Source organism: Rhodocytophaga rosea (assembly GCF_010119975.1).
Taxonomy (GTDB): Bacteria; Bacteroidota; Bacteroidia; order Cytophagales; family 172606-1; genus Rhodocytophaga; species Rhodocytophaga rosea.
The window spans coordinates 4,030,237-4,053,276 of sequence record NZ_CP048222.1 but is presented as its reverse complement, the minus strand read 5'-3'; the positions used below and the strand labels follow the sequence as shown (position 1 = coordinate 4,053,276).

The following is a 23,040-nucleotide window of genomic DNA, read 5'->3' as shown; positions in this document are numbered from 1 at the left end:
AACACTTTCTTGAACTAGTTACACATATTTTATCTGTGCAATACTCCACTTATATCAAGCAGTCTGCTTATCTACTGCAGCGATCTTCTCTTGTATCGATTGAATAATGATTTCAAATGAAGCACTTAGCCGCTTATTACATGCAAGTAATTCTTCCTGGTTGTCGCCTGTATCCATTTTTTTATAAGTGGTTAATAAACTATCCAGGTGCTGGAGTTGCAAGAGTTGAATGTGGGGTTTGATCTTATGATAATTGCTGGCAAATTCCGCTGTATTCTTTTGCAGTAAGGCCTGATAAAATTTCTCCTTATAATTCACAAACTCGCTTTTAATCATCTGCAAGGCTTTCCGGATCTTTACTATATCATAATCATAGGCTTCTTCCAGGCCGAAAAATACCGGATCTTCATTATGGGCAGGAAGGGGATTTGTTTGAATTTTAACTGTATTTGTTACACTAAGCATTGTCTGGGAAGTGTAAGCAATAATTTTCATCAGCAGTTCATCTTGGTCAACCGGCTTGAGCACATAATCATTCATTCCGCATTCAATAAGCTTAATTTTAGCCTGGTCTGAAACTAGAGCGGTTACTGCAATAATGGGAATAGTTTTATTGAAAGTCCGGATCTGGGTGGTGGTCTGATAACCATCCATCTCAGGCATCTGAATATCCATTAAGATCAGATCATATTTATTTTGCCTGGCTTTAGCAATGCCTTCCAATCCTCCGGAAGCCATATCTACCTGAACTTTCCATTTGCTGGCATAATTCTCAATTAAAAACTGGTTATAGGCTACATCTTCCACATACAAAATCCGGAGCCCTTCTACCTGCTGTGTTGCTTTGCTGATAGTGACAGGTATGGCCTGCATTCTTCCGGTGTTATTACTTGCTTTATCGAAGCTCAGATATATTCTGAAAACAGAGCCCTGGCCGAGTATGGTTTCAAGTTCAATAGAGCCTCCCTGTAATTCTACCAGGTTTTTGGTAATAGCGAGCCCTAACCCCGAACCACCATATTTACGGGTGGTATCGGAACTGCCCTGTGTGAAACGCTCGAAAATACTTCTGGTTCGGTCGGGCGCAATGCCAATACCGGTATCAGCAATTTCAAATATCAAATTCTCCTTACTCTCATCACCCTGGCTGTTTTTCTTAACAAGAATATGAATTTCTCCTTGTTCGGTAAACTTTACTGCATTACCCACCAGGTTATTGAAAATCTGATACAGCCGTACCGGATCGCCTTTTATCAGCTGCGGTACATCGTCAGCAAAGTCGAGCATCAATGTCAGCCTTTTTTCATCAGCTTTGGGCTGATAGCTCATATGGATTTTGTTCAGCAGTTCAATCAAATCAACATCTACTTTTTCAAATTCAATCTTTCCTGCCTGAATCTTGGAGTAATCCAGAATATCGTTGATCAGCGACATCAGATTAGCGGCCGAAAACTGAAGGGTATGAATAATAGGAATTTGTTTTTTGCTGGGTTCATTTTGCAGCAGCAATTTGCTCATACCGATTACCGCATTCATAGGCGTACGTATTTCGTGGCTCATCACCGATAGAAATTCGTCTTTGGCAACATTAGCTTCTTCAGCCGATTGTTTGGCAATAATGAGTTCTTCTTCTACCTGTTTACGAGCCGTGATGTCGTGGATAATACCAGTGTATTTTATTTCAGACTCTACCCTGAACTCACTTAAAGCCAGATATACATGAATGATTTCACCATCTTTCCTACGGGCAGTCGTTTCCCGCCCGGTTCCGATCAGGCGGCTTACCGGCTCTTTTAAATTAGAAAGAATACGCTCAATATTTTCTCCGGTAATTTCCTCCGATGAATAACCAAATATACGCTCGGCTGATTTATTGAATTTTTCAATAATTCCCTGCTCATTAAAAATCAGAATTGCTTCAATAGTTGTTTCAATAATGGCACTGATACTCTGCTCTTTATACTCCAGTTCTTGGATCTGGTTTTTCAGTTGCAAGGCCATTTCATTAAACGTTCTGGCCAGTACACCAATTTCGTCCTGGCGGTTCTGAGGAAGTACAATATTTTCCTTATTATGAGCAAACTGCGATACCGCCTGCGTGATCTGCTCAAGGGGCTGGATGAGAAACCTTGAAAAAACAAGTGTCAGCAGAATACCAGCCAGGCAAATAAGCAAGGTTACCGTAAAACTGCTGTTCCTGATTTTATAAATACCTGCCAGAATCGTACTATACGGGCTGCTCATGCCCAGAATCAGAAACCGGTCGTGGTCGTTAAAAATATAAATACGCTCCAGATTTAATAAAACCGGTTCGCCTGTACCACTATACACTTCCTCAGCTTGTAACTGGCTGGTAGTACCGCTTAATAATTCTTTTCCTTGTGGAAAATTATCTTGTAAAAGCCAGCGTTTCCCGAGTTCAAATCCAAAGGTTTTTCCAGCTTCCGGATGCATCAGGTAGTCACCCAGGTTATTCGACAGGTACAGTGTCGTGTTCTGTCCGGCCAGGGCATTGAGGCTATTGAAAGTATTGGTTAGATTTAAATACACCTGCAAAACTCCAAGGATTTGACTTTTCGTACCATATACTGGCAGGGCCGCCATCATGCAGGGCAAATGCGGTTTGTAAATGGTTCCGTTTTCTTTGTACAGGTTTATGCTGGAAATAAATATTTTACCGGGAGGCAGGGCAATTACTTCTTTGAAATAAAACTTATCGCCCATCTGCTGGAATTGCCCGGAAGGAATCTGGGTGATGATGCCTTCGAGCTGGTCAGTACGGATCATTTCGCGGCCTTTGTCGGGCATGCCGATAAAAGCGGCCTGAAAATAAGACGGACGGCTTTCCAGTAAAGATTGAAATACCTGAGCTACCTGCGCTTCCCATTCTTTTTGCGAAAGGCCCGTAACCGGATCTTTTCCATGGTGTTCTACCGACCGGATGAAACCTTCAAAAACCGGATTTTTGGATAGAAAACGAATATCGTCGTTGAAGCCTTTTACAGATGCAGAGAACTGGATGGAAATAACCTGCGAGTTGTAGTGCAGCCTTTCTTTGGACGATTCAATCACCAGGTGGCTATTGCCGGAATACACTAAATACCCTGCCACGGCAGTAGCCGTCAGTACAAGTACTGAGAACACCAGCGTTACTTTGGTAGCGATACTTAACTTATTGATCCGCAAATTCTGATAAATTAAGAGTAGAGAGTATTAAGTAGTGAGTAGCCTTATAATCATCTAGACAACAGGTATTAATATTTTTTGCAAATGCCTGGTTTTTTTCATCATCTCCCAAAGAAATATCTACCTATTAGCCAGGTTTTCCTGGAAAGGGATTAAGATACGGCTTTCTCCGCTGATATTCACAATTTTTACCTGTTTTACATGCTTGGAAACCCATAATTGCCTGGATGATTGAGCTAGATAGCCTGCTCCATAATACAATTCCTGCCGTTGCTTTTTCCCATTTTGCAGCAAAAGGTCAGCATATATTTCATTTGATTTTACTGGAATTATTTGTTTAAGCGAAACTTCACTCATTGAAAACACCCGTAAGCTATCATTATTGTTGCTGGCAATAAGTAAAGGCTGGTTTTTGGAAGTATATAGTTGTACCAATGCTTTTGCATCTTTCTCTATCATAAAGCCACTTTTATTTACATGCACTGGCTTAAAATTGCCTTTGCCATCGCCTTCCATATACAAGCCAATAGAGGCATCATACCAGCCGGTTAATATTTCTGAAGCATAGGAATTACCTGAAAGCAGTAAGTCCAGGTTACCATCTCCATTAAAATCTCCCGGAAGTATGCCAAAAACAGGTGCAAACTGTGCTTCCATTGGTAAAGGCTTTAACCGAAATTTACCATTGCCCAGGTTTTCAGCATAACTACTCTGTAACTGGTACGCTTTTAATACGTAGGTACCCTGCAATTCTTCGGAAGTAAATACCTGATCGATGGTCGCACTGGCATAATCGGCATACCTGGGAAAACGGCCTCGCATGGGGATGATCTGGTCGATCATGTCGTCGCGCGGGTGAGCCGGATAATTTTTGCCCTGAATGTAGTAACTCAATACCGGATCAAGGCTGCCATTGCTGTCGAAATCTTTTGCATACATCGAAACAGGCTCTTGCATGGTTGCTTTGAACTTTGAATTCAAGCCCAGATTGCCTAGTACATAATCTGTATCTCCATCATTGTCAAAATCACCTGCCGCTATGCTGTTCCACCATCCGGAGGAAGCACTGAGTGAATGAGTGATTGGGTGATTGAGTGATTTATTTTCACTGGAAGAATTTTTCTGTGGACTATCGACTGTCGACTGTGGACTTACTTTCCCTTCATCCGCATTCCAGAGAACGAGTTTTCCTTGTACATTTTTAAAGAAAGAAACAGGCATCCATTCACCTGCTATGACCAGATCTATCTGCGAATCGTTATCAAAATCTGTCCACAAAGCTGAGGTGACCATACCCACCTCTTTGAGCTGGCTGCATATTTTATCCGTTACATCTGTAAACTTTCCCTGGTTATTTTCAAGCACATAACTTCTGGGTACCAGTGGATACCTTGCTGGAGATACTCTTCCTCCCACAAATAAATCCAGATCACCATCTTTATCGTAATCAGCGGCAATTACACAGGAACCACTCGTAGTATTATCGGGCAGGGCGAGTGAATCTTTACTGAAATTGCCTTTTCCATCATTAATATATAACTGGTCCTGGTAATATCTGGATTGTTGCGGAAATTCGCTGCCGCCACTCACCACATATAAATCCTGATCTGTATCCCCATCGGCATCAAAAAATAAAACACCCATTTCTTCTTCATATTTAGTTTGTTGTTGGAGAATACGGCTTTTAAATTTTCCATCTGGTTGCTGATAAAACAGGGTTCCTGGCTGTCCGGAAGCACCTCCCACATAAAAATCCTCCAATCCATTGCCGTCTATATCTGCTACTGCCAGTCCAGGGCCATTTTGTGAGTGTTTAAATGGAATAAGTGGTTGCCGGCTAAAATCCACAAAATCTTTTTCCTGATGTTTGTACTGGATTCCAGTTTTAGCGCTTACTTCCTGAAATAATGTATTTGAAACAGTAATTGTTTCCTGCTCAGTACCTGCATTTTTATATTCCAGGGTGATACGCTGGTTACAAGGCACATTGGTAATGAGTTCATACTTGCCATCAGGCCAGGTAATCTCAATAGAATCAACGGTGTGAATATTACCCATGCCAAAATGGATAATAGGGTCCATGGAAGATTTATACCCCCGGCTGAGATAATGTTCGTAGTACTGCTTTTTGCCCTGGTGTTTGAGCAGGATTTTAGCTCCTATCCCATATGCATTCAAAGAGTCACCAAGCAGCTTTATTTTGAGGAAATTGTTTTTAATCAGCTTTTCACTTGCGTTGCGATATATAAAAGCTTCTTCATTCAGGTTATTTACCACCAGGTCCAGATCTCCATCATTATCCAGATCACTATAAGCGGCACCATTGGAGATACTGGCATGCACCATTCCCCAGTCTGCTGACTTATCTGAAAAGGTGAGATTTCCGTTGTTCTTATAAAGGTAGTTGGGCAGTTTTACTTCTGAAATCTGTTCCAGACCTTCCACCAGCTGCATTTTTATACTTTGTTCTGTCCCGAACTGCGAAACTGCCCGGCTGTATACGGTATAATCCTGGTCTGTAATATCTTTGCCATAGCCATTGGTAATGAGCAGATCCTTCCAGCCATCATTGTCATAATCGGCAAACAAGGCATTCCAGCTCCAGTCAGTATTATGCACGCCGGCCAGCTGTCCAATTTCACTGAACGTATTGTTGCCATTGTTGAGCTGGAGTGTATTGCGTACATACTGCGGTTCATAGCCCATATCCAGGTTCAGCCGGAAACGGTCGTAATTCATGGAGCCGAACATCAGTTTTTGCCGCTTATTGGTTTCCGGTAACATATCGAGCCCGATAATGTCAGGCAAGGCATCATTATTAAAATCAGCAATATCTACCCCCATGCCATTATAACTCTGGTGTTTGAGCATGGTTGAAATCTTATTCGTAAAAGAGCCTTTTCCATTATTGATCCAAATCAGGTCATTAGACAGAAAATCATTGGACGTATATACATCTGTCCATCCATCTTTATTCAGATCGCCGGTTGCGATACCTAATCCGTAGCCTTCAATTAAAATACCTGCTTCCGCTGATACGTTGGTAAAAGTGCCATTTCCATTATTGCGATACAATTTATCCGTGCTTTTTCCTTCGCCTTTGGTTTTTTTAGGACGAGTGATGTTGCGGTTAAATCCTTCAATGGCATTACTCAGCAGATATACATCCAGGTCATGATCGTGGTCATAGTCGAAAAAAGCGGCTTGTGTATTATAGCCGGTATCTGCCAAACCATAGGCTGCAGACTCTTCTGTAAAAGTAAGGTTGCCCTTGTTAATAAACAGTAAATTATGGGCGGGAAAAGCATTGTTGCGGCTTGAAGTACTGATGTAAATATCCAGCAGATGATCGTTGTTGATATCTACCATGGCAACCCCTTCCGACCATAACTTTGTCTGTACGCCAGCTTTCTGGGTGATATCTTCAAACTTCATATCCCCTTTATTCAGATAAAGTTTACCGGATTGCTGATTGCCTGTAAAGTAAATGTCTGGCAGATTGTCGTTATTAATATCGCCAATGGCTACACCACCGCCATTATAGATATACTCGAAAGTTAAAATACTGAGTGAATCAGATTCAACAATATTATTTTTAAACTGAATGCCTGTATAGGATGAAGGAAGTAATTCAAAAAGCACCTGCTTTTGCTCCGTTTCCTGTGTGCAGCCCGAAAAGAAGCAGTAACAGATAAAAATTAGATGCAGATATAATTTAAATAAACGGAAATACATGCAACAAGTAAAGTGGAATATACAAATATAACTATAAACTGACCCATTTACGCTTTTTATTAGGCTTAAATAGGCCGGTTACAGGTGTACAGGCATTAATTTTTTCCTGATTGCTTTCCTCTTTCTTTGTCTGAATATTTTCCGGTTTTTTCAGCCGTATTTCTGCGATTGTATGATGAGTTAAAATATGAACAATTTACCTCGGTTATAGGCATAGATCAATGTTCGGTATACAAAATAATTTACAAATACCTGGATTGATCAATAATGTTTCTGCTAAAATATTCTAATGCCTGATCCGGCATTCTTTACAAAACTTCTTTTTGCCTACAGGATTCTTTTTAGGTTTATGCTTATGCCCGAAATAGGATGGATCTGAATATTGCGGTTTCTCCATATCCTTTGCCATCTTCTCATATTTTTTAGCATTGGCTTCCATACGGGCATAATATTCCCGTTTTAAATCTCCGGTCGTTTTACCGGCTGTTTTACTTTTAGCAGCACTCTTTTTTGAATTTGAAAAGATGGAATTCTCGGCATTAGCATCATAGGTAGCTGTACCTCTGGAATCAGCCGCAGGCGTTGCATCCTTCTTAGACTGTGCCTGGCTGAACAAGGAAATGAAACAAATAAAACATATAGTCAGAATACAATATTTCATAGTTGATTGTGTTGGATGCAAGATTGGTTATTCAGTAAGTTAAGCAGATTATTTCTGATTATTACAAGCAGATTTTATGAGATAACGCCAGAAGCCAGATACAGATTTTTTCAATACACATAAAAATTATTAAACACATTTGCTTAGATAATATTATATATTCATCCGGAATTACAACCTTCCAAGTCAGACCGCCTTATACAGCTTTATGAAATTAAACATCAGACCCGATAATTTGCTTGAATACATCGCCAAATGGACACTTATTGCCCCCCTCCCACTAGCCGATACCAATATTTCGTTCATCAATGCCAGAATTATTATGGAAGCTGTACATCTGGGTGTATTTGAAGCTTTAAAGGATAAGAGTAAAACTTTGGAGGAAATTGCTGCGGCCACTCAACTAAACGGTCATGCTTTGCGGAGCTTTCTGGGTGCGCTTACGTCAGCCGAATATTTAACATATACTGATGGGAAATTTAAAATTACACCAGTGGTGCGGAAATGGTTGCTCAAAGATGCCAAGCAATCTTTGTATGACCAGCTAATATTCTCTGATATTATGTGGGACTGGATGACAGAGATGCGCAGTTTTCTTAAAACCGGAAAAGGATTACAATATCACGAAACATTTACTGCCCAGCAATGGGATCACTATCAGAAAGGAATGCTGGCTGTAGCCAAAGCAACCTCTGCTGAAGTAGGAAAAAAAACGCCGGTTCCTGCTGGAGCAACACAAATGCTGGATATTGGCGGTTCGCATGGATTATATTCTGCCGAAATCTGTAAACGTCATCCGCAAATCAACTCTACCATTCTCGACCTTCCGCCTGCGGTAGAAAAAGCCAGACCTATTCTAGCTACGCTCTATTCCGGCAATAATATTCAATATAAGGCTGGTAATGCATTGGAAGAAGATCTGGGAGAACAAGTATATGATCTGGTATTTATGGCTAATCTCGTTCATCACTTCACACATGAACAAAATCTGGCCTTATGCAAAAAGATTTACAGGGCTTTAAAACCAGGTGGCTATGTTATTATTCAGGAATTTCTCCGGCCTGAATCACCCAAATCTGCCGATCAGGTAGCCAGTGTACTGGATGTATTTTTTGCCTTAACCAGCACTTCCGGAACCTGGTCGTTAAAGGAAATTTCAGGCTGGCAACAATCAGCAGGTTTTTCACCTAAGAAACTTGTAAAGTTTCTGGCAATTCCTGGAAATGCACAGGTTGTAGGAGTAAAAATCAAGTAATGATTTTCCCAGTAAAGACAAACAAAAGATAATGAATGTATTCTAAAACAGTTCGCTGTTACTCTAAATTGACAGATCATGGTAATAATTTCTTTCTTTACGGCAGAAATTACTCTCTATAGATAAGTATTTAAAGTCTTTCCTATACAAATTTTTGTACGGGAAATATCTAATAGTATATTTGAAACCTAAATTGGTGATAACAGCATATATAATTCTTGTAAAAAGCTTGTAATTAGTCTACTAGAGAAAAGAAATATCAGAAAATATCTTCTTTTTAGCAGGACAACAGGTTTTCACTAGCGTTTAACCAATCAATTTAACTTCTCGTAAAGAATACTATTTTTTAACATAAATTTTAGATCTATGGCTTTAATTGTTTTTTGGGTAGTACTGACACTTATTTTTTTGAATGTGTTTATTTATTTTATGGCGGGAAATCAGAAGGAAGCCATAATTACTACAGAAAAAACCCAAAAGTTTCCTGAAAATGAAAATCCGCCGCGTACTCCGGCTTAATATATTATTAGGTAGTTTATAGAAAAGATATTTTTGTAAACTTACGTATCGCATTGGCTTAGCATATAGCCAGGTAAATTGATTTGGTTTCACTCAATCAATTTTGCCTGGCTATTTTTATGAATGATAAATATGAGCCTCTGCCTGTTTTAATAAAAATAGATTTCAAACACTTCTAGCTTCCTCCACACGCAAGCCTTACTGCTTTTCATGCGTCTTTAGAATCTGAGCTAAGATACTACATCACCTCTTGTTTAGGCAAGTTTGAGATGTCAAAATCCATAGTAACTTTGACAGGAGCAATCAAACTCTATATTTTGTGAAATTCGACAGAAAACACTACACCAGCGATACCTTACTGGATTTATATAAAGCTATTCTCAAGCCCCGGCTCATTGAAGAAAAGATGCTGATACTTTTGCGGCAGAACCGCATCAGTAAATGGTTTTCGGGTATAGGACAGGAAGCCATTGCTGTAGGTTCTACCATGGCCTTACAGGAAGATGAATACATTTTACCGCTTCACCGGAACCTGGGTGTATTTACCGTACGCAATTGTCCGCTTGACCAGTTGTTTGCCCAGTTTCAGGGAAAGGCCACCGGCTTTACCAAAGGCCGTGACCGTTCTTTTCACTTCGGCACCAATGCCCATCATATTGTAGGGATGATTTCACACCTCAATGCCCAGCTTCCGGTAGCCGATGGCATTGCGCTAGGAGATTTACTGGCGAAACGGAAGAAGATAACCTTAGCCTATAGTGGCGATGGAGGCACCAGTGAAGGAGATTTTCATGAAGCCCTGAATATAGCCGCTGTCTGGAATCTGCCTGTTATTTTCCTGATTGAAAACAATGGCTATGGACTTTCTACCCCCAACCAGGAACAATACAAATGCGAGTATCTGGTAAGCCGGGGCGCAGGATATGGCATGAAAGCTATTCAGGTAGATGGCAATAATATTCTGGAAGTTTACGACACTGTTCTTCGGATAAGCGAAGAAATGCGTGAAAATCCTCACCCGGTACTTATTGAAGCTTTAACCTTCCGAATGAGAGGTCATGAAGAAACATCTGGTGTGAAATATGTTCCTCAGGAACTGCTGGAAAAATGGGCGCAACTCGATCCGGTTACTAATTATGAGCAATTTCTGTTAGAGGAATCTGTTTTAAATAAAGATCTGATCAAAGAAATACGTTCCGGAATCAAGGAGGAAATAAATCAAGCACTTGAAAAAGCTTTCGCTGCGCCTGAGCCAGTGGCAGATACCAAAACTGAGCTTCAGGATATGTACAAACCTTTTATACAGCCCGAACGAAAGCCTGACAATACCGATGTTTCTGAGAAAAGATATATTGATGCCATTTCTGATGCCCTTCGCCAGAGTATGCTCATATATCCCCAACTCATTTTGATGGGACAAGATATTGCCGAATATGGAGGTGTTTTTAAAATTACAGAAGGATTTGTACAGCAATTTGGTAAAGAAAGAGTACGTAATACACCTTTGTGCGAATCAGCTATTATTGGAGCTGGGCTGGGGCTCTCAGTAAAAGGCTATAAGGCAATGGTGGAAATGCAGTTTGCTGATTTTGTCTCCTGTGGATTTAACCAGGTTATAAATAACATAGCTAAAAGCCATTACCGCTGGGGCCAGAATGCCGATGTAGTCATCCGGATGCCTACAGGGGCTGGAACTGCCGCCGGACCATTTCATTCCCAATCCAATGAGGCCTGGTTCTTTCATACACCCGGACTTAAAATTGTGTATCCGGCAACGCCATATGATGCCAAAGGTTTATTAAATGCTGCGATAGAAGATCCTAATCCAGTACTATATTTTGAACATAAATCCTTGTACCGTTCTGTTTCTGCTATTATTCCTGATACTTATTATACCGTACCTATCGGAAAAGCAATGATTGTTTCTGAAGGTGAAGATGTAACAATAGTTACATATGGTATGGGCGTATACTGGGCGCAGCAAGCAGTAAGGGCTATCCCAGAAATAAAAGCAGAAATTATAGATTTACGCACGTTGTTACCCTGGGATAAAGAAACAGTAGAAGCAAGTGTAAAAAAAACTGGTAAGGTTTTGGTGGCACATGAAGATTGTATCACAGGCGGAATTGGGGCAGAAATAGCAGCTTGGATTTCAGAATATTGCTTTACTTATTTAGATGCTCCAGTTATGCGGGAAGGTAGCCTTGATACAGCCGTTCCTTTTTCGCCATCGTTAGAGCAAAATTTCTTACCTAAGTATAGAATGGAAGAAAAAATTAAAAAATTACTTGCATTTTAAATTACCTTGCAATTGGTATCAAAGCATTTTTGCGAACGTTATATACATAATACTGGTTTTTGAGTTGGTACAAATCCTGGTTTTCTTGTAAAAACTTATTCTTATGAATAAAGCGGTAATAAAAGTCAGTATATTGGTTTTAATCAGCCTAATAGGGTTTTCTTCCTGTCAGAAGAAAAATTGTCCGGCTTTTTGGGGCCCTGGTGACAATCAGCAAGTGGCCTCTGATGGAAAAAAAGGTTCTGGAGAAAATTTAGGAGAAGCAGATGGCGAACGTACCGTAGAATTTCCACTTATCCGGGTAAAAAGAGATAAAAATGGGATTGTTACCAAACAAAAGCAAAAAAGAGGCGATAAGAAGTATGAGGACCCCAGAAAAAACTGGAAACCTCAAAAAAATTAAAACCATCCATTGCACTTAATTAAATAAATCCTCCTAAAAACCTAGTATAAGATACTTCCACAAATATAGAATATACATCTCCTAACAGGCATCATTAATGTATGCAATAATTTTTACCGGCATTCTCATTAGTTTTATCTACTTTCTACATAGACATAACAACCGTAAGCCTGCATACCAGCTATCGGTTAGTATGGCTGGTAAAATTTCTGTATTGGTATGTTTGATGCTGGGATTTATTTTTGCGCACAGCGATTCTTTCGCCCAGAGCAGTAAAAGCAAAGAGAAATTAGGATTAGTTAAAGTAAAGTCTCCGGCATTTAAAAAGAAGAAAGCACGGCAAACTTCTTCTTTTAAAGGAAAAGACTATGATACTAATGCTCCCGGCGGTCCGGTAGGCAAAATGTCTTCATTTACTGGAACAGGGATTAAAGTTTCAAAAACAGGTAATAATACCACAGATCCTAGCAAAGCGGCAGCTTACAAAACTAATAAAGCTTTAAAACCAGGCCGCAACCCCATGGGAGAACAAATTGCCAGAGAATCTGATTCCTACAAAGGCAGTGACTTAGTAAAAAGCGATTATAAAAAACGGAAAGATGCCCGGCGGAGAAACCAGCAGTTCAGCAGTTTTGAAGGACCTGTAGAAGTAAAAAGCGTTGTGGGACAGAGAAAAGACTTCCGCAAGAAAAATCAGGAACTTAGACGCTTTAAAGGTGTGTTAGTAAAGAGTCCGTACAAGCAGAAGAAAGATGCACGGAAGAAGAGTGAGGAAATTTCTAAGTACAGAGGTGACCTGCTTGTGAAGAAAATGCCGAAAGGCGCTCATCCAAGTGCAGCCTGGAGAGGTGGAAAGGTAAAAAATACTTACCAGCAGAAGGAGAAATACCGCAAGCGGATGATGAAGCGGATTGGGCGTAATAAGAACAAAATGCAGCCTGGTTTCCTGCAAAAGAAAAACCGGGAAGAAAAACCAACGTATGATTCAAGAGAAAGTGAAATTTGGCTTAAACCACGATAAATTGATAAAGTATGAAATGGAATGTATTAAATAACAGTACCCAGCTAGAAGAAATAAAAAGATTATCAGAACAACAACCTGTAATAGTTTTTAAGCATAGTACCCGTTGTTCTATCAGTGCTACGGCTTTGAACCGATTGGAAAGAAACTGGAAAGAAGAGGAAATGGCAGCTGTGAAACCATATTTTCTGGATCTGCTTTCGTATAGGCCTGTTTCTAATGCAGTAGCGCAAGCGTTTGATGTATATCATCAATCACCACAGATACTAGTTATTCATAAAGGAAACTGTGTATATCATACTTCACATATGGATATTTCTTACCCTGGATTAAAAGCTCAACTTGCTCAATTAGACGTAGCTGCTTAAACAGTTTTACAATTTTAATCTTACAAAATAAAACCTCACCGGTTAAAAACCGGTGAGGTTTTATTTTGAGGCTCAGAGGTGCCCAAAAAATATAAATCAGATTATTGTCGGTTGTTCATTCTTGACAAGATACTACTGTTTAATAATTGATCACAATTAATATATTTTGTGAAGCTCTATATCAAATATTTTAAGGTAATTACCTCTTTCTCATTAAGGAAACGCCATTTTCCACGAGGTAAATCCTTTTTTGTAAGACCAGCATAAACTACTCTGTCAAGTTTGATCACTTCATAACCTAAATGCTCGAATAATCTTCTTACAATGCGGTTTCTTCCCAAATGAATTTCCAGCCCTAAAGTAGTACCATCAGAGCTTACAATTGCCAGATCATCAATCGTTACTTTTCCATCTTCTAATTCCACACCGTCTATAATCTTTTGATAATCAGCTTTGGTGATGGGTTTATCGAGTTCCACCTGGTAAACTTTTTTAACATTATTGGAAGGATGAGCCATTTTTTCGGCAAGCTCACCATCATTTGTTAATAAGAGTAAACCTGTTGTGTTACGGTCTAACCTACCTACCGGATAGATTCTTTGTTCACAGGCGCTTTTTACTAAGTCCATTACTGTTTTGCGTTCGTCAGGATCTTCGGTGGTTGTGATGAAATCCTTGGGTTTATTAAGCAGCAAATACACCATTTTCTCTTTGTTCAGCACCCGGTTTCCATACTTCACGGTATCATTAGGATTTACCTGGTAGCCAAGTTCCGTTACAACCTTACCATTAACTTTTATTTCTCCGGATTCAATCAATACATCTGCATCTCTTCGGGAGCAAATGCCTGCATTGGAAATATAGCGGTTCAGGCGAATGGTTTGTTTAGTTGAAGGAGATTTGGTTTCCTTCTTAGCTTCATATTTTGATAGATTATATTCAGGCGTCCGGGTCTTGCGGTCGGTTATGGCTTTTTTTTTATCAGCATAATATCCCTCCCGGCTGGTTCTTTTTTGAGGTCTTTCTTCGGTAAATGCACGTTTGCTAGCTTCTTTTTCTACCGGTTTTGGAAATCTTTTTTTGCTTGACGCCTCTGTATCTTCCCCGGTAGTCTGGCGAGACTTAAAAGGTCTTCGTTTATCAGCCGAATTAAATTTATTACGGTTGCTATTATTTGCATCTACTGATTGTGCTTTAAATTTCCGTTTTTCCGGAGTATTACCAGAAAAAGGCTTTGATTTTTTCCGGTCTGTATACTCCTCGGTTGGTTTATTACTTACTCTTTTACGGAATGGAGGAGTGTCTGTGGCTGGAGTTCTAACTCTCTTTCTAGGTGTTTCATCTGATTCAATTCTCGCTTTACCTCTTGTAGAAGGGCGAACAGCATAGGGCTTTTTGTCTGCAAATGCAGGTTTCTCTTCCCTAGGTTTGCTTTTATAATTATTAGTGTCGTTTTTATTAGTTCTTGGTTTAAAATCAGATTCATCTGTTTGTCTTTTAAACCTTTTAGTTGGTTTGTTCTGATTGTCAGCGAAATTATTGCTCCTAACCTTCTTGAAAGGGTTATCCTCAGCAGATTTAATATTTTTTCGTCTGGAAGCAGGTCTTTCGCCAGCATCTGTTTTCTTACTGGTAAAAGTGCTATCCTGCCGTTTGGGTTTGTTTGTATCAGAGCGGCGAGGCTTGTTTTCATTATTTTTTTCATGGCATATGCAGTATCACTACTGTATTTAAGTATAGTTAATTTACTTATCAGCTATTAAGAATGAAATTCCTAAGTAAGTAGATACAAATGTTACAAAATTATTTGGTGCAAAGCTAAAGGATTGATTGTATTATTCTGGAGCCATACTATTTATTCGCTTGTCTGGCCTATTTCATTATCTGAAGCAGCGAAATCTTTGGGTTGCGGCAAATCTTTTAAAGAATTTAAGCCAAAATATTCTATAAATTTCTGACTGGTTCCATATAATAGCGGTCGTCCTACTGCATCTGATTTACCTTTGATCACGATCAGTTCTTTATCCAGTAATTTCTGAAGCGCATAATCACAACTTACACCTCTTACCTGTTCAATTTCTGTTTTTGTTACTGGTTGTTTATATGCAATAATGGATAGTGTCTCTAAAGCTGCTGTTGATAAACGCTTTTTTGATTTTTGCTTTAACAATACCTGAATACTGGCTTGGTAAGCGGGTTTAGAAAGAAACTGATAACCATCAGCAATATGATAAATCTGAAATGAAAAATCATCTGAAGAATATTTATCAAGTAATGTTTGAAGGGAATTGCTTATATCTGATAACGGAATTTCAGTTTCAAGCATTTCATTGAGGCAAGAGTGGATTTCGTCTATTTTCATCGGGGCCGATGAACAAAAAATAAGTGCCTCAATATGGTTTTGCAAAAAGTTCAAGGGCATATATAAACCCTTGCATGAATAGTCCATCCATACAAGGGTTATAATAAAAATTAATTGGCTTTTTTTAGTTTGGCTTCTATGGAATGCTGAGTATGAGGCACGGCACGAAGTCTTTCTTTGGGAATAAGCTTGCCAGTGTCAACACATATACCATAGGTGCCATTCTTAATGCGGATCATGGCATTTTCCAGTTGCTGAGTAAATTTCTGCTGACGGGCGGCTAGTTGGCTCAGATTTTCCTTTTCAGTGGTATCCGCACCGTCTTCCAATAATTTGGATGTACCTGAGGTATTATCTGTACCGCTATCGTTTCTCTTACTCAATGCCTGCTTGATATAGTTGAGTTCTTTTCTGGATTGATCCAGTTTCTGTGAGATAAGCTCTTCAAATTCTTTAAGCTCTTCTTCAGAGTACCGTAGATTCTCTTCTTGATTGGTAATTTTCATAAATTTACTCAGATAAAATTATTTGAAATGTTAAGATAAGCAGCTATGGCATACTAGCTCTTATCCAATACTATGTATTGACTTCAAAATAATGGTGCGAATTTACAAAAAAATAATCAATATTCACAATCAGATTCTAATATAGAATTATAAGATTATTGATTGTTTTTACTAATTATTCTCCTGCAAATAAGTGTCTTACTGCAGTAATTGGATAAGTGAGTTTTGCATTAATTTTGAAATACAGACAGATGTAACCTTTTTATAAATATTAACTTTATATTTCTATTTTCTGTCAACAAAAATTCGTCCAATTCCGTATGCTTCTATCAGAGAAATACTATATAAATTAACGTTTCACTTACAAAATTTACAAAAGTGGAAAAATTACTAGAAAATATTACCAGATATCTGGAAGCACGTATTGAGTTAACAAAAATAGATATACAGCAAAAAATAGCAGGTGCTATTGTAACTGGCATACAATTAGGAGCTATATCTATTCTGATTCTATTTACAGTGCTGTTTGCCAGTGTTGGTCTGGCTAATTACTTGAATACTGTGATTGGGAATAGCTTTGCCGGTTATTTAATTGTAGCTGGCTTTTACTTAGTTCTTTTCTTTATCGTAAAAGCATCACACAAAGCTATACAGGCTAGAGTCGAAAAGATGACAGATGATATGTTCAGTGCTAAGAAAGAAAACCAACAGGCACATGCTAATGATGAAGTGGAAGTGGTAGTAGACCGAGCGGCCACTGATGCAGAGTTAAATAATGGATTTAGTAAAAACAGTGTGAATAAATAGTAAGAAATTAACTTACTTGAAATAAAAAACTAAGCATACGAACCATGAGTACAGAACCAACCTCTCTGGAAGCTAAAAAAGAAGCTTTAAGCCGAGAAACTGAGATGTATAAACAAGCTATTGGCGAACAAATGAATGCAATAAAGCATGATGCCGGGCAAATATCCAAAAAAGTGCTGATTGCAGGCGCTGGCTTGACCATTGCTTATTTGATTGGCCGTTCACTCATGAAAAAAAAGCAACCAAAAAAGTTAGGGAGTATCCGTAAAAAATCACGCTTATTATTACCTGCACAGAGTCATTCTGGGCAGCCTGAGCTGAATTTTAGTTCAGATAAAACAGAACATGAGTCTAAATCACCTGTAGCGGATTTGATAAAACAACAAATTGCTATATTTTTGATAGGAATTGCAACGCAGAAGCTCCAGGATTTCCTGAACGGACAGCGTAAGAACGATCATGAGCCTATCCGCCCCGATGACACCCACTATACTGAACCGATTTATATCAGCTAAAGTAAACAGACTAAAATCTTTTGCCGTATTAATAGACCCTGATAAAACAGATGCTGCTGCTTGCCTGCAACTTATTCGGCACAGCGTTGAAAATAAAGTTGATTTCTTTTTTGTAGGAGGTAGCCTGATAACAGGCAACACTATGGGGCAGCTCATTAAACTGATTAAAACAAATTCCTCTATTCCTGTTATTTTGTTTCCTGGCAGTAACCTGCATATTGATATGTCGGCTGATGCACTTCTTTTTTTATCACTTATCTCTGGCAGGAATCCTGAACTTTTAATCGGCCAACATGTAATTGCTGCTCCGGTTTTAAAGAAGAGTAACCTGGAGATTCTACCTACAGGCTATATTTTGATAGACAGTGGCCGACAGACAACTGTTTCTTATATCAGTAACACGACTCCTATTCCCTATGATAAACCTGAAATTGCTGCCTGTACTGCTATGGCAGGTGAAATGCTGGGTCTAAAATTAATTTATTTAGATGGAGGCAGTGGAGCCCAGAAACAGATTTCATCACGCATGATTGCCAGTGTACGGAAGTCAGTAGATGTTCCTTTAATTGTGGGAGGGGGCATTCGTTCAGCGGAAGAAGCAGCCGAAGTTATGGAAGCAGGCGCAGATGTGATTGTTATTGGGAATGGTATAGAAAAAAACCTCAACTTATTAGCTGAGGTTTCTGAGAAAGTACATAATTATAACAAAGCTTTGAGTTAAAGCTTAAATATTCATTAATGATTCCCGGCGACGCATTTTACCAGCAGGTATTCCAAACATCATCTTAAATCTTCTGCAAAAATACGCTGTATCTTTATATCCTACTTCTGCACCAATTTCACGAATGCTCTTTTTAGAAGTTCTTAACAGATTAACCGCCATCTCCATGCGCTGGTATTCAATATAATCCTGAGGATTAATTCCAGTCAGCATTTTAAAATACTGGCCCACATAATCTTCTGACACATTAGCTACATTGGCTAATACTTTGTTAGAAAGATCTCCTCCTAAATATTCCTTAATATAAGCAAAAATATCGATCAGCCTTGGGTCTTTGAAATAGGTGCTGTTGGTGGCTAGTTGCTCTACAAAAAGCCTGTTTTTAAGAATATACCGAATAATTTCTACTACGATCTCTTCAGTTTTTATTTTAATTACCCGTTCTTTTCCAGGTAAGCCAGATAAATCTTCTACAATGAGTTCATTAATGGTTTTGGCCAGTTCTGGTGTGTTTGTTAAAATAAAGGGAGGAATATCCAGGGAAGCAAAAAAGTTAACCGAATCAAATACTTTTGCTTCGAAGGTAATAAATCCAAATGAATCGCTTAAAGTGCCTATTTTGTTAATGTCCTTATTGACAGCAAAGTACTTTTCCTTATTGCTTACAAAATCCTCATTAGTAATAACATTTGAACTGGAGTTGCCGTAGGTAAGAGGCACCAGTTTTCCTCCAGGTACAAATAATACTTCCCCTTCTTTTACTTTTTCTTTTTCGGCTCCAAAAGCGATCTCTCCCTGATGCAGCAGCACGACTGTATTTTCTACATCATAAAAGTTCTTAATGTGGATGGATTGAAGAAGTTTAATATTCTTGGCTTTAATGAATCTTACTCCTAAAGATTCTATAATCTTATTATAATCTTCCATGTCAAATCTGCTTAAGGGTAGGTTTAAAGTTTACAGTGTTTTTGCCAATACTCATTTTGGACGAATCTAATAAAAAAATGTAATAAAGCAAACAATTATAAAAAAACTAGTTTCTAAAAAAAATGCAGTTTTATTAATGCTTATAAATTGGAGTTAAAATTGTTTGTCATTTGAGTATTTCCCGTGAAATTACAATTTTCTGTATCTCAGAAGTACCTTCATAAATTTGAGTGATTTTTGCATCACGCATCAGGCGTTCTACATGATATTCTTTTACATATCCATAGCCCCCATGAATCTGCACGGCTTCGACAGTAGTATCCATGGCTACTTTAGAAGCAAATAGTTTTGCCATGGCGCTGGCTTTTGCAAAATCAGCATACTGGTCTTTAAGGAAAGCAGCTTGTAAACAAAGCAAACGGGCAGCATCAATCTGAGTAGCCATATCTGCCAGTTTAAATTGAATTGCCTGATGCTGGGCGATCTCTTTCCCAAATGCTTTGCGTTCCTTGGCATATTTAAGAGATAGTTCATAGGCACCAGAAGCAATTCCTAACGCTTGTGCTGCAATGCCAATCCGGCCCCCATTCAAGGTAGACATGGCAAATTTGAATCCGAATCCATCTTCACCAATACGGTTTTCTTTAGGTACTTTTACATCTGTAAACATCAGAGAATGTGTATCTGAGCCTCTGATTCCCATTTTGTTTTCCTTCTTTCCTATAACAAACCCCGGAATTCCTTTCTCAACAATTAAAGCATTAATACCTTTATGACCTTTTTCCGGATAGGTTTGTGCAATCACAATATATACTGAAGCTGAACTACCATTGGTAATCCAGTTTTTGGTACCATTAAGCAGATAATAATCACCCCTATCCTGAGCCGTTGTTTTCTGAGATGTTGCATCAGAACCTGCCTCTGGCTCCGACAGACAGAAAGCACCAATAATTTCACCAGTTGCCAGCCGTGTCAGGTATTTCTGCTTTTGTTCTTCAGTTCCATATTTTTCTAATCCCCAGCAAACCAGAGAATTATTCACAGACATTGCTACGGAAGCTGATGCATCAATTTTAGATATTTCTTCCATCGCCAGTACATAGGAAATAGTATCCATACCGCCTCCATTGTATTTTGGATCAACCATCATACCCATAAACCCCAGTTCGCCCATCTTACGGATTTGCTCAGCAGGAAACTTTTGCAATTCATCTCTTTCAATAACACCTGGCAGCAACTCATTTTGAGCGAATTCACGGGCTGCTGCCTGTACAGCTACTTGCTCTTCTGTAAGCTGAAAACTGAAGCCCTGGGTTAGCACAGTTGATGTATTCATAACTATTCTATTTTGCGCATTTTAAAGCGAATTGTAAAATTACAAGATAAAAAATAATTTATAAATTAGTTTGCACAAATTTTAAAATTAAGTACTTTTTCATTAGCTAATAATGCATATGAACTTCTGCCTTAAAATAATTATAAAAAAGAAGGTGAAAGCATTAGCCTTCACCTTCTTTTACAAGGAATGAATATTTTCGGATTAATCGTCGCTGCGACCCATTAACAGGGAAACATAATATAGTAAAGTAGCCAGAGACCCAATTGCAGCTACCACATAAGTCATAGCGGCCCACCATAAAGCATCTTTAGCCATAGTATGTTCTTGACTGGTTACAACACCTTTTCTGTCAATCCAGGCTAATGCCCTTCTGCTGGCATCAAATTCTACTGGCAAGGTTATAAAACTAAATAGCGTAGTCAGTGCAAATAAAGCCACACCTATCGCCAATGGAATCGGAGTTGTATTAATTAAAAGTACACCGGCCAGAATAATCCATTGCATATAACGTGATGTAACACTCAAGGCTGGTACCATAGCTGAACGAAATTTAAGCATACTGTATGCGGTAGCATGTTGCACAGCATGACCACATTCGTGTGCAGACACGGCAGCAGCAGCAGCACTTCTACCATGATATACTTCCGGACTTAAATTAACCGTTTTATCAGCTGGGTTATAATGGTCGGTAAGCGTACCTTCTACAGAAACTACACGGACATCATGTATACTATTATCGTGCAACATTTTCTCAGCTATTTCTTTACCGCTCAGGTTAGAAGCTAGTCCTATTTGAGAATATTCTTTGAACTTGCTTTTCAAGCGCCAGCTTACTAGCCAGCTGGCAAGCATTGTAAGGATAACTATTAAATAAATGCCCATGAGTCTGATTTTAAATTTAATATACGTTTTTTATTTTCTGAATAATAGCGGAAGTAGAAAATCCTTTTACCAAAGGTACAGTTTTTACACTTCCTCCATTTTCTATAACAAAATCTGCGCCTACGATGTTTTCAAGCATATAATCGTCACCTTTTACCAAAATGTCAGGTTTTATTGTCTGAATCAGACGTAATGGCGTATCTTCATCAAACAAAACAACAGCATCCACAAATGATAAGGCAGCCATTACCCTGGCTCGTGCATACTCAGATACAACCGGACGTTTTTCTCCTTTAATATTCCGGACTGAGCTATCAGAATTTAATCCAAGAATTAATTTATCACCCAAAGCCCGTGCTTTTTCCAGATAATCCACATGGCCAATATGTATAATATCAAAACAGCCGTTGGTGAATACAATAGATAATTTTTGCTGTTTCCATTGGCTAACTACTTGTGTTGCTGTTTGCCAATCTACAATTTTAGCGTCGCTGCTCATGATTGTGCCGGAATTTGCTCAGTGGCAGGTTTAGTCATAAATATACTAATGATAAAACAGATACCGCCTACCGCCAGAGTTAGTAATGTTTGTGATGCCCAGATGAAAGTAGCCAGTACCAATCCATCTTCCTGATTCCAGCCATATAGTAATAAGGCGCTACTCACTAAAATATGAAAAGGTCCGGTGCCCCCTTGTACTGGTGCGGCCATTCCTAAGCCACCCATCATCAGAATAGTTAATCCGGCAAGCATAGTAAGCCTGGGTGTATCAGGCAAAGCAAAGGTAAGCGAATAAGAAGCTCCATAATAGAATATCCAGATAAGGATGGTTTGTAAGGCAAAGTCCCACTTTCTATCCAGTTTACGAACACTTAGTACACCTTCCAGCATTCCTTTTACAAACGTTCTGATTTTAGCAAAAAAAGCCAGTTTAGTAAATCTTGATCTATATTTATATAAAGCTATCAAGACGAATAAACCCAGAATAATAATACAAGTAAATATAATATATACATTTTGTGAAAGATTGCCCAGACTACTGAATTTAGAAGAGAAAAAATCCATAAAGAAGGTGCTGAGCCGGTTAAATTCAAGAATGAAATTAAGGCTAAGTAGGAGTAACAGCATAATCACATCAAAAATCCGCTCGGCTACTACAGTGCCAAAAGAGGTATGTAAAGGCACTCTTTCCATACGTTGCAGAATGCCACAGCGGGTAACTTCTCCCATACGGGGTAATATCAAATTGGCAAAATAGCCTACCATTACAGCCAGAAAAGTTTGAAATAAGCCAGGGCGATAACCAAGTGGCTGCATGAGTAAGTTCCAACGATGAGCCCGGCTCATATGGGCTAACAGTAGCATAACCCCAGAAAGAACGACCCAGTTGTAATTTGCCTGCCGGAACTCCTGCACCATATCTGCCAGACTAATTTGCTCAAACACATAGAATTTGAGTAAGAGAAAGGCCACCACCAATGGCAAGGCATATTTAAAAAAAGTTAGTATTCTGGCTTTCATCAGGGGTTTGATA

21 protein-coding genes are annotated in these 23,040 nt (G+C 38.9%); 9 read left to right on the top strand and 12 right to left on the bottom strand.

Features of this window, described 5'->3' with window-relative positions; genetic code table 11:
• Positions 1–54: 54 nt before the first annotated feature.
• The 3 genes from GXP67_RS16765 to GXP67_RS37045 form a co-directional block, all read right to left on the bottom strand.
• On the bottom strand, positions 55–3,186 hold the full coding sequence (locus GXP67_RS16765) for an ATP-binding protein (RefSeq protein ID WP_162444189.1): 3,132 nt from the start codon (positions 3,184–3,186) through the stop codon (positions 55–57).
• A 120-nt stretch (positions 3,187–3,306) separates the two neighbouring features.
• Complete coding sequence (locus GXP67_RS16760) at positions 3,307–6,921, bottom strand: VCBS repeat-containing protein (RefSeq protein WP_162444188.1); 3,615 nt, start codon at positions 6,919–6,921, stop codon at positions 3,307–3,309.
• Between the two features lie 286 nt (positions 6,922–7,207).
• On the bottom strand, positions 7,208–7,582 hold the full coding sequence (locus GXP67_RS37045) for a hypothetical protein (RefSeq protein WP_197901699.1): 375 nt from the start codon (positions 7,580–7,582) through the stop codon (positions 7,208–7,210).
• A gap of 208 nt (positions 7,583–7,790) precedes the next feature.
• Here GXP67_RS37045 and GXP67_RS16750 point away from each other — a divergent pair, with 208 nt between their 5' ends.
• The 6 genes from GXP67_RS16750 (at position 7,791) to ytxJ (ending at position 13,447) form a co-directional block, all read left to right on the top strand.
• Positions 7,791–8,837, top strand: coding sequence for a class I SAM-dependent methyltransferase (locus GXP67_RS16750; protein ID WP_162444187.1), 1,047 nt, complete (start codon positions 7,791–7,793; stop codon positions 8,835–8,837).
• A gap of 366 nt (positions 8,838–9,203) precedes the next feature.
• On the top strand, positions 9,204–9,356 hold the full coding sequence (locus tag GXP67_RS16745; protein ID WP_162444186.1) for a hypothetical protein: 153 nt from the start codon (positions 9,204–9,206) through the stop codon (positions 9,354–9,356).
• A gap of 319 nt (positions 9,357–9,675) precedes the next feature.
• The gene (locus GXP67_RS16740) at positions 9,676–11,655 is read left to right on the top strand and encodes an alpha-ketoacid dehydrogenase subunit alpha/beta (RefSeq protein ID WP_162444185.1); all 1,980 of its coding nucleotides are present in this window, start codon (positions 9,676–9,678) and stop codon (positions 11,653–11,655) included.
• A gap of 103 nt (positions 11,656–11,758) precedes the next feature.
• Positions 11,759–12,058: a hypothetical protein gene (locus tag GXP67_RS16735; protein WP_162444184.1), complete on the top strand. Its 300-nt coding sequence runs from the start codon at positions 11,759–11,761 to the stop codon at positions 12,056–12,058.
• A 193-nt stretch (positions 12,059–12,251) separates the two neighbouring features.
• On the top strand, positions 12,252–13,079 hold the full coding sequence (locus GXP67_RS16730) for a hypothetical protein (protein ID WP_162444183.1): 828 nt from the start codon (positions 12,252–12,254) through the stop codon (positions 13,077–13,079).
• An 11-nt stretch (positions 13,080–13,090) separates the two neighbouring features.
• The gene (gene ytxJ, locus GXP67_RS16725) at positions 13,091–13,447 is read left to right on the top strand and encodes a bacillithiol system redox-active protein YtxJ (protein WP_162444182.1); all 357 of its coding nucleotides are present in this window, start codon (positions 13,091–13,093) and stop codon (positions 13,445–13,447) included.
• Positions 13,448–13,623: 176 nt separating this feature from the next.
• On the opposite strand, the gene GXP67_RS37445 is transcribed toward ytxJ, so the two are convergent.
• From GXP67_RS37445 to GXP67_RS16705, 4 genes are all read right to left on the bottom strand, one after another.
• On the bottom strand, positions 13,624–14,265 hold the full coding sequence (locus tag GXP67_RS37445; protein ID WP_232065247.1) for a pseudouridine synthase: 642 nt from the start codon (positions 14,263–14,265) through the stop codon (positions 13,624–13,626).
• A gap of 458 nt (positions 14,266–14,723) precedes the next feature.
• On the bottom strand, positions 14,724–15,152 hold the full coding sequence (locus tag GXP67_RS16715) for a hypothetical protein (protein ID WP_162444181.1): 429 nt from the start codon (positions 15,150–15,152) through the stop codon (positions 14,724–14,726).
• A 150-nt stretch (positions 15,153–15,302) separates the two neighbouring features.
• Positions 15,303–15,863 carry an SMC-Scp complex subunit ScpB gene (gene scpB, locus GXP67_RS16710; protein WP_162444180.1) on the bottom strand — a complete coding sequence of 187 codons (561 nt, stop codon included), beginning with the start codon at positions 15,861–15,863 and terminating at the stop codon, positions 15,303–15,305.
• A 56-nt stretch (positions 15,864–15,919) separates the two neighbouring features.
• Complete coding sequence (locus GXP67_RS16705; RefSeq protein ID WP_162444179.1) at positions 15,920–16,315, bottom strand: TraR/DksA family transcriptional regulator; 396 nt, start codon at positions 16,313–16,315, stop codon at positions 15,920–15,922.
• Between the two features lie 378 nt (positions 16,316–16,693).
• Here GXP67_RS16705 and GXP67_RS16700 point away from each other — a divergent pair, with 378 nt between their 5' ends.
• The 3 genes from GXP67_RS16700 to GXP67_RS16690 are packed head-to-tail and all read left to right on the top strand — an operon-like array spanning position 16,694 to position 18,358.
• On the top strand, positions 16,694–17,122 hold the full coding sequence (locus GXP67_RS16700) for a phage holin family protein (protein ID WP_162444178.1): 429 nt from the start codon (positions 16,694–16,696) through the stop codon (positions 17,120–17,122).
• A gap of 44 nt (positions 17,123–17,166) precedes the next feature.
• Positions 17,167–17,637 (top strand): hypothetical protein, encoded by a 471-nt coding sequence (locus tag GXP67_RS16695; RefSeq protein WP_162444177.1) that lies wholly within the window; start codon positions 17,167–17,169, stop codon positions 17,635–17,637.
• On the top strand, positions 17,600–18,358 hold the full coding sequence (locus tag GXP67_RS16690) for a phosphoglycerol geranylgeranyltransferase (protein ID WP_162444176.1): 759 nt from the start codon (positions 17,600–17,602) through the stop codon (positions 18,356–18,358). The genes GXP67_RS16695 and GXP67_RS16690 overlap by 38 nt, the downstream gene beginning before the upstream one ends.
• Positions 18,359–18,361: 3 nt before the next feature.
• On the opposite strand, the gene GXP67_RS16685 is transcribed toward GXP67_RS16690, so the two are convergent.
• From GXP67_RS16685 to GXP67_RS16665, 5 genes are all read right to left on the bottom strand, one after another.
• Positions 18,362–19,285, bottom strand: a complete 924-nt coding sequence (locus GXP67_RS16685) for a helix-turn-helix domain-containing protein (RefSeq protein ID WP_162444175.1) — start codon at positions 19,283–19,285, stop codon at positions 18,362–18,364.
• A gap of 166 nt (positions 19,286–19,451) precedes the next feature.
• Positions 19,452–20,621, bottom strand: a complete 1,170-nt coding sequence (locus tag GXP67_RS16680) for an acyl-CoA dehydrogenase (protein WP_162444174.1) — start codon at positions 20,619–20,621, stop codon at positions 19,452–19,454.
• A 204-nt stretch (positions 20,622–20,825) separates the two neighbouring features.
• Positions 20,826–21,506 carry a zinc metallopeptidase gene (locus GXP67_RS16675; protein ID WP_162444173.1) on the bottom strand — a complete coding sequence of 227 codons (681 nt, stop codon included), beginning with the start codon at positions 21,504–21,506 and terminating at the stop codon, positions 20,826–20,828.
• A gap of 16 nt (positions 21,507–21,522) precedes the next feature.
• Complete coding sequence (gene rfaE2 / locus GXP67_RS16670) at positions 21,523–22,005, bottom strand: D-glycero-beta-D-manno-heptose 1-phosphate adenylyltransferase (RefSeq protein ID WP_162444172.1); 483 nt, start codon at positions 22,003–22,005, stop codon at positions 21,523–21,525.
• The gene (locus GXP67_RS16665) at positions 22,002–23,027 is read right to left on the bottom strand and encodes a lysylphosphatidylglycerol synthase transmembrane domain-containing protein (protein WP_232065246.1); all 1,026 of its coding nucleotides are present in this window, start codon (positions 23,025–23,027) and stop codon (positions 22,002–22,004) included. The genes rfaE2 and GXP67_RS16665 overlap by 4 nt, the downstream gene beginning before the upstream one ends.
• Between the last annotated feature and the right edge of the window lie 13 nt (positions 23,028–23,040).